The sequence below is a fragment of the Kocuria subflava genome, from assembly GCF_012163155.1.
In the GTDB taxonomy this organism is placed as follows: domain Bacteria; phylum Actinomycetota; class Actinomycetes; order Actinomycetales; family Micrococcaceae; genus Kocuria; species Kocuria subflava.
The window spans coordinates 1-5,337 of the sequence record NZ_JAAVUN010000051.1 but is presented as its reverse complement, the minus strand read 5'-3'; the positions used below and the strand labels follow the sequence as shown (position 1 = coordinate 5,337).

The following is a 5,337-nucleotide window of genomic DNA, read 5'->3' as shown; positions in this document are numbered from 1 at the left end:
CCCAGACCTCACAACACACCCCTCGAGACGCCCACGCGCACACCGCTACCCATGCTCATCTGTGAAGGGCCCCATTGAACGGATCGACCGCATCGGGCGAGAGAAGACCGTTCCGGTCGTAGAGCCGGAGCGCCTTCGGCGACAGCCATGTGGCCGCCGCGAACTCCCCAATCGTCATCAGATCGGCCATGCCCCTCCTCAAGAGCCCAGTCTATCGAAGGCTCTGCGCGCTCAGACGGTCTTGAACAGCAGATCGGTGGCCCACTTGGAGCGGTCCGGCTCTTCTGCGGGACCGGTGAGGTAGTGCTCGGCGTGGCCGGTCCACAGTCCACCGTTGTCGTCTTCGAGGACGTCGAGGCGATGCCCGTTGGCCTCGGCCCATTTCTTGACCTCGCTGTGCGCCGCCGGGATGGCATCAGGCGCACCGACATGGCGGCCGACGACGTAGGTGCCTGCCGGGAGGGCACCGAGAACGAGACCGTCAGTCGGCTTGACTGGTGCGGAGATCGGCACCGCGACTGTGAGGTCAACCGTGTCATCACTGTTTCCGATGTGACGGTAGACATAGAGAGGCCCGCCAAGCGGCGCAACCTGGTGCTCGCCCAGCCACTGATAGATCCGCGGGATCGCCTCGTTGGGTCCGCCGTGCGCGCCAAACTCCGAGAATCGGGCGCTGAGGGGAATGCCGATGTAGTGAACAGTCTGCCGCTCTTCGGCTGCGATGTTTAGTGCCATTTCAGATCACGTCCTCTTTTCGTATTGCCGGTGGCGTTTTGACCACCTGCAACCACTTGACGCCTTCCCCCAGGGGCAAGGTCAAGCGCCCTCGGTCTGAGGCTTCATTGGGCCAGCTGCCACGATGTCAAGGTCGAGTCATCTGCGGCAGCGCCCTTCTTCGAGGGTTGCAACTCCGACATGTGCTACGGCAACGCCATGGACATGGAGTGGGCCAAGGACGGCGTGACCGGTGAGCTGTTCAGCGTCCAGGCCCGCCCGGAGACGGTGCAGTCGCGCAAGGCCGCCACCGCCATGACCACCTTTGACCTCAAGGAACGCGGTTCCGTGGTCACCTCCGGCACCTCTGTGGGGGAGTCCATCGCCGTCGGTCCCGCCCGTGTCCTGCACAGCCCGGACCACATGGACAAACTCAACGACGGCGACGTCCTGGTCACCGAACGCACCGACCCCGACTGGGGCCCCATCATGAAACGGGCCTCGGCAATCGTCACGGATCACGGTGGCCGCACCAGCCACGCGGCAATGGTCAGCCGCGAGGTGGGCGTGCCCGCCGTCGTCGGCACCGGGGACGGCACCCGCTCCATCCAGGACGGTCAAATGGTCACCGTCTCCTGTGCGGAGGGCAGTGAGGGGTTCGTTTACGCCGGCGCCCTGCCTTTCGAGGAGAAGCAACTCTCCCTGGATGAGTTGCCGAACTCGCCGGTGCGTCTGATGATCAACCTGGCCACCCCGGATGCCGCATTGCACTGGTGGCGGTTGCCGGTCAACGGTGTGGGGTTGGCGCGGATGGAGTTCATTGTCAACGACGTCATCAAGATCCACCCGCTGGCGCTGACCAGGTTCGATCAGGTGGAGGACCCTGCTGTTCGGGCCACCATTGAGGAGCTCACGGCCGGTTACCAGGACAAGTCCGAGTACTTTGTGGACCACCTGGCCCGCGGGATCGCCACCATTGCGGCCTCCCAGTACCTGGATCCCGTGATTGTGCGCATGAGCGACTTCAAAACCAACGAGTACGCACAGTTGATCGGCGGCACCCAGTTCGAGCCCAAGGAAGAAAACCCCATGCTGGGTTTCCGCGGGGCCTCCCGGTATTACAGCCAGAACTACAAGGACGGTTTTGCGCTGGAATGCCGTGCCATCAAGCGGGCGCGTGAGGAAATCGGGGTGGACAACCTGGTGGTGATGATCCCGTTTGTGCGAACCCCGCAGGAGGCGGACCGTGTGATCCAGGTGCTCGCGGAGAACGGTCTGGAACGCGGCAAGGACGGATTGCAGCTCTACATGATGTGCGAAATCCCCTCCAACGTGTTCCTGATCGAGGAATTCGCGCAGCGGTTTGACGGGTTCTCCATCGGCAGCAACGACCTCACCCAGTTGATCCTGGGCGTGGACCGTGACTCGGAGGAGCTCAGCGACCTGTTCGACGAACGCAATCAAGCCGTGAAGACGGCCATCGCCCAGGTCAATGAGAAGGCGCACGCCGCCGGCTGCAAGGTTGGCATTTGTGGCCAGGCCCCAAGCGACTACCCGGATTTCGCCAGGTTCCTGGTGGAGCACCGGATCGACTCGATCTCCCTGAACCCGGACAGCGTCCTGGACGTGTTGGAAACCGTGGGGCAGTGAGAAACGACGCCGGACCGGGATGGCTGACCCGGTCCGGCGTCCCTGGATCCATGAGATCACCCCTTGTTGATGAGATGACACTCTGTTGGGTGTCATCTCATCAGTTGGTGGTGATCTCACGGGGTGTGGGGCGGTCCGGCGTCGTTGTCCTGCTGGCGTCAGGGGTTCAGACGGTGGCGCGTTGGTTGGCCCCGTAGCTCACGGCCAGGCAGACGACGGCGAACGCTGAGACACCTACCGTGGGCGCCCACGCGCCGAGTGAGCGGATGAAATCCATGGTGAACTCCCGCTGCCACACAAACAGTGCCACGGCTGCGGCCAGCAACAACACTGCCGCCACAATCGCGCCCGTGACAGCGGTGGCGCCAAAGGCCCGGAAGATGGTGCCGAAAGCTGCCCCTGTGAACAGTGCGGCCATGGAATAGGCAAAGATCGCCACAAAGGTCACCACGGGATGACCGTCTCCCAGTACTGGCGTGGCGAAAACCGGCAAACCGATCATCCAACCGTCCGTGAGGTGTTCCAGACCCAGCAGGATGGTGCCGCAGGTTGCCGCAATCAAGGCGGTGACGGCAAAACCCATGGAGCTGCCCACCCAGAAATCGCGCCGGGTTCCACCGAAGGCAAGAACAGTGGCAAAGGTGCGGTTGACCGCCAGGGCCGCGGATGAAATGAAGAAACCGATGAGCACACTGACCAGCATTCCCAGGCCTGTGAATGTGGAGGCAACCTCCTGGGGTAGGGGAAAACCGGTCACAATGCCGGTGATGAGACCGGCCAGCATGGTCAGCGCCAGGACGGCGGCCAACATCAAGGGGGCCACGTAGATCGAGTGGGTCCGCAGGGCCATGTAGAGGCGAAAACTGCGCAACGGGTACTTCATGACAGGTCTCCCTTGTTCTCAACATGTTCAGGTGTGTTCTGCTCGGCATCCAGAACACCCAAGGCCGCCACAATCTCCTGCAGGCCTGGGGATTCAACGGACAGGTGGAGATCTTCTGCACGCTGCTGTTCGCGGCCCACCACGGATCCTCTGACCAGAACGGACTTGATCCGGCCAAGAGATTGGGATGACACGACGTCGTACCCCGCCGTGAACTCATCCACTGCCGTGTCCATGCCGCGGACTGCGGTCATGGATGCCGTGACGTCTTCGACCGGCGCATGCAGGTCAATCCGCCCCCAGCGCATGAGGATGACGTCCTCCATGAGATTTGCAGCCTCATCAATCAGGTGCGTGGACATCAGGACCAGGCGAGGGTGCTCTGAAACAGCCAGCATGAGTTCCTCATAGAAGATGTTCCGCGAGGAGGGGTCCAGGCCCAGATACGGTTCATCCAGGAACGTGTAGTCCGCCCTGCTGGCCAGCGAAATTGAGATGGCCAACGCTGATCTTTGACCACGGGAGAGCTTCTTCAGCGGAGTCTTGCGCGGCACACTGAAACGGTCCAACAGGTGTTGTGCTGTTTGGGCAGACCACCGTGGATAAAACGCTGGAAGGGCTTGGAGCAGGTGCCGGGCAGTGTACTCATCGTGCCAACGCTGGTCCTCATGGATGAAGCACGTCCGCTCCAGAACACGGGCATTCTCCGCAGGATTCTGGCCGTCGATTCTCACCTGGCCGGAACTGCGGAAAGTGTGGTTGAGGATCACTGACATCAAGGTGGTCTTGCCCACACCGTTGGCGCCCAACAGGCCGTAGACCTTGCCGGACTCCAAACGGAGGTCAAGACCCTGCAGGACGCGGTGCTTGCCGTAGGACTTGGTCAATCCTTGCACCGTGATTCCGTCAGTCTTGGTGGACTCATCTGGGTGATCGGAGTGTAGGGGATGGTGGTCGTGTGACGTGGTGGCGAGTTTCATGACTGAGCCTCCGAGGCAGTGGGTGTGCTGGACGCATTCTGGGGTTGCTCGGCTGAGTGGCTGCGGATGAGGCTCACGACGTCATCCGTGGTCATGCCGAGGCGTTTGGCTTCCGCCAGCAGGGGCTCCACATAGGAGCGCAGCAGTGAACCTTGGCGTTCAGTGCGCAGGATTGCTGGACCATTGGCAGTCACGAACATGCCGACGCCGCGGCGCTTCTCAAGTACTCCCTGGTCCACCAGTCGGTTGACCGCTTTGCCTGCGGTGGCCGGATTGATGCGGAAGTGCACGGACAGCTCCGTGGTTGAGGGCACCCGGGCGCCTGGCGGGTAGGCGCCGGAGAGGATGTCGTCTGCGATTTGGTCGGCCAGGTCCAAGAAGATGGGACGGTCCGATCGTGGTGCAGGTGGTGTCACGGCATCCTCCCTTGGTCAGTTGGTTAGTTACTCAACTAATGAACCATAGAAGTGGTTCGATGGCAAGGGTGCCGTCAGCTGGTGTCACCCGGCAGGCGGGGCAGACATTCGCCGAGTTCTGGGCATGAGGAGTCATTCCAAAGCAGGAGACAGTGCAGCGCACGGATGAACCTGGGGCGGCCAAGGTCTGCACGCTGGATGTAGGCGGGTTCATTCCTTCAGCCGTGTTGGCACAGGCCGGATATTTCTACGCTGAAGGTGTTGAATCCCCCCATCTGAAAGGTCCTGCGTGTCCACAGCCACCGCATCGCCTCCCACCACACTCGAACGGCAACCACCCACGGGCTTAAGCGTCGGTTGCCGGCGTTGGACGTGTTGCGTGGCATTGCCATCCTGGGCACACTGCTGACCAACATCTGGATCTTTTCCGCCCCGCGCTCGGTCGGTGGTGGACTGCCCACGGACATCATTCCGGACGCCGCGCAGAACGGGTTTGCCGGCTCATCATGATCCAGGGTGTAGTTGGGGTCTGAACCCGCCGGTCTCGAGCAGCGATCTGGCGATGTAGTTGGTGAGGTTGCGGAAGCCGATTGCGGAGCCGCGGAGGTGTTCGAGCCGTCCGTTGAATCTCCTATGTATGTCAAGCAGCCGCCGCAGGTGTGATCGTGGCGTTGAGTTGCCTGTAGATCTGACG

At 61.9% G+C, this 5,337-nt stretch carries 7 protein-coding genes; 2 read left to right on the top strand and 5 right to left on the bottom strand.

From position 1 onward, the window contains the following. Nucleotides 1–55 precede the first annotated feature (55 nt). Entirely contained in the window at nt 56–190 is a 135-nt protein-coding gene (locus tag GTW58_RS12695) for a MerR family DNA-binding transcriptional regulator (protein WP_232818138.1), read from the bottom strand. A gap of 41 nt (nt 191–231) precedes the next feature. Beyond that, nucleotides 232–735, bottom strand: coding sequence for a GyrI-like domain-containing protein (locus GTW58_RS12690; RefSeq protein WP_119933777.1), 504 nt, complete (start codon nt 733–735; stop codon nt 232–234). A gap of 180 nt (nt 736–915) precedes the next feature. Here GTW58_RS12690 and ppsA point away from each other — a divergent pair, with 180 nt between their 5' ends. Further along, nucleotides 916–2,364, top strand: a complete 1,449-nt coding sequence (ppsA, locus tag GTW58_RS12685) for a phosphoenolpyruvate synthase (protein ID WP_119933776.1) — start codon at nt 916–918, stop codon at nt 2,362–2,364. Nucleotides 2,365–2,530: 166 nt separating this feature from the next. Here ppsA and GTW58_RS12680 read toward each other — a convergent pair whose 3' ends face one another. The 3 genes from GTW58_RS12680 to GTW58_RS12670 are packed head-to-tail and all read right to left on the bottom strand — an operon-like array spanning nt 2,531 to nt 4,643. Then, nucleotides 2,531–3,247 (bottom strand): hypothetical protein, encoded by a 717-nt coding sequence (locus GTW58_RS12680; RefSeq protein WP_119933775.1) that lies wholly within the window; start codon nt 3,245–3,247, stop codon nt 2,531–2,533. Further along, nucleotides 3,244–4,227, bottom strand: coding sequence for an ABC transporter ATP-binding protein (locus GTW58_RS12675; protein WP_119933774.1), 984 nt, complete (start codon nt 4,225–4,227; stop codon nt 3,244–3,246). The genes GTW58_RS12680 and GTW58_RS12675 overlap by 4 nt, the downstream gene beginning before the upstream one ends. Then, nucleotides 4,224–4,643, bottom strand: coding sequence for a GntR family transcriptional regulator (locus GTW58_RS12670; protein WP_119933773.1), 420 nt, complete (start codon nt 4,641–4,643; stop codon nt 4,224–4,226). Before GTW58_RS12670 ends, GTW58_RS12675 begins: the two co-directional genes overlap by 4 nt. 357 nt (nt 4,644–5,000) lie before the next feature. On the opposite strand from GTW58_RS12670, the gene GTW58_RS12665 reads away from it, so the two are divergent. Beyond that, the gene (locus tag GTW58_RS12665) at nt 5,001–5,153 is read left to right on the top strand and encodes a hypothetical protein (RefSeq protein ID WP_157980601.1); all 153 of its coding nucleotides are present in this window, start codon (nt 5,001–5,003) and stop codon (nt 5,151–5,153) included. Nucleotides 5,154–5,337 lie beyond the last annotated feature (184 nt).

Coding starts and splice junctions, on each gene's coding strand:
- GTW58_RS12695 (WP_232818138.1), bottom strand. CDS start 190: ATGGCCGATCTGATGACGATTGGGGAGTTCGCGGCGGCCACATGGCTG.
- GTW58_RS12680 (WP_119933775.1), bottom strand. CDS start 3,247: ATGAAGTACCCGTTGCGCAGTTTTCGCCTCTACATGGCCCTGCGGACC.
- ppsA (WP_119933776.1), top strand. CDS start 916: ATGTGCTACGGCAACGCCATGGACATGGAGTGGGCCAAGGACGGCGTG.
- GTW58_RS12690 (WP_119933777.1), bottom strand. CDS start 735: ATGGCACTAAACATCGCAGCCGAAGAGCGGCAGACTGTTCACTACATC.
- GTW58_RS12675 (WP_119933774.1), bottom strand. CDS start 4,227: ATGAAACTCGCCACCACGTCACACGACCACCATCCCCTACACTCCGAT.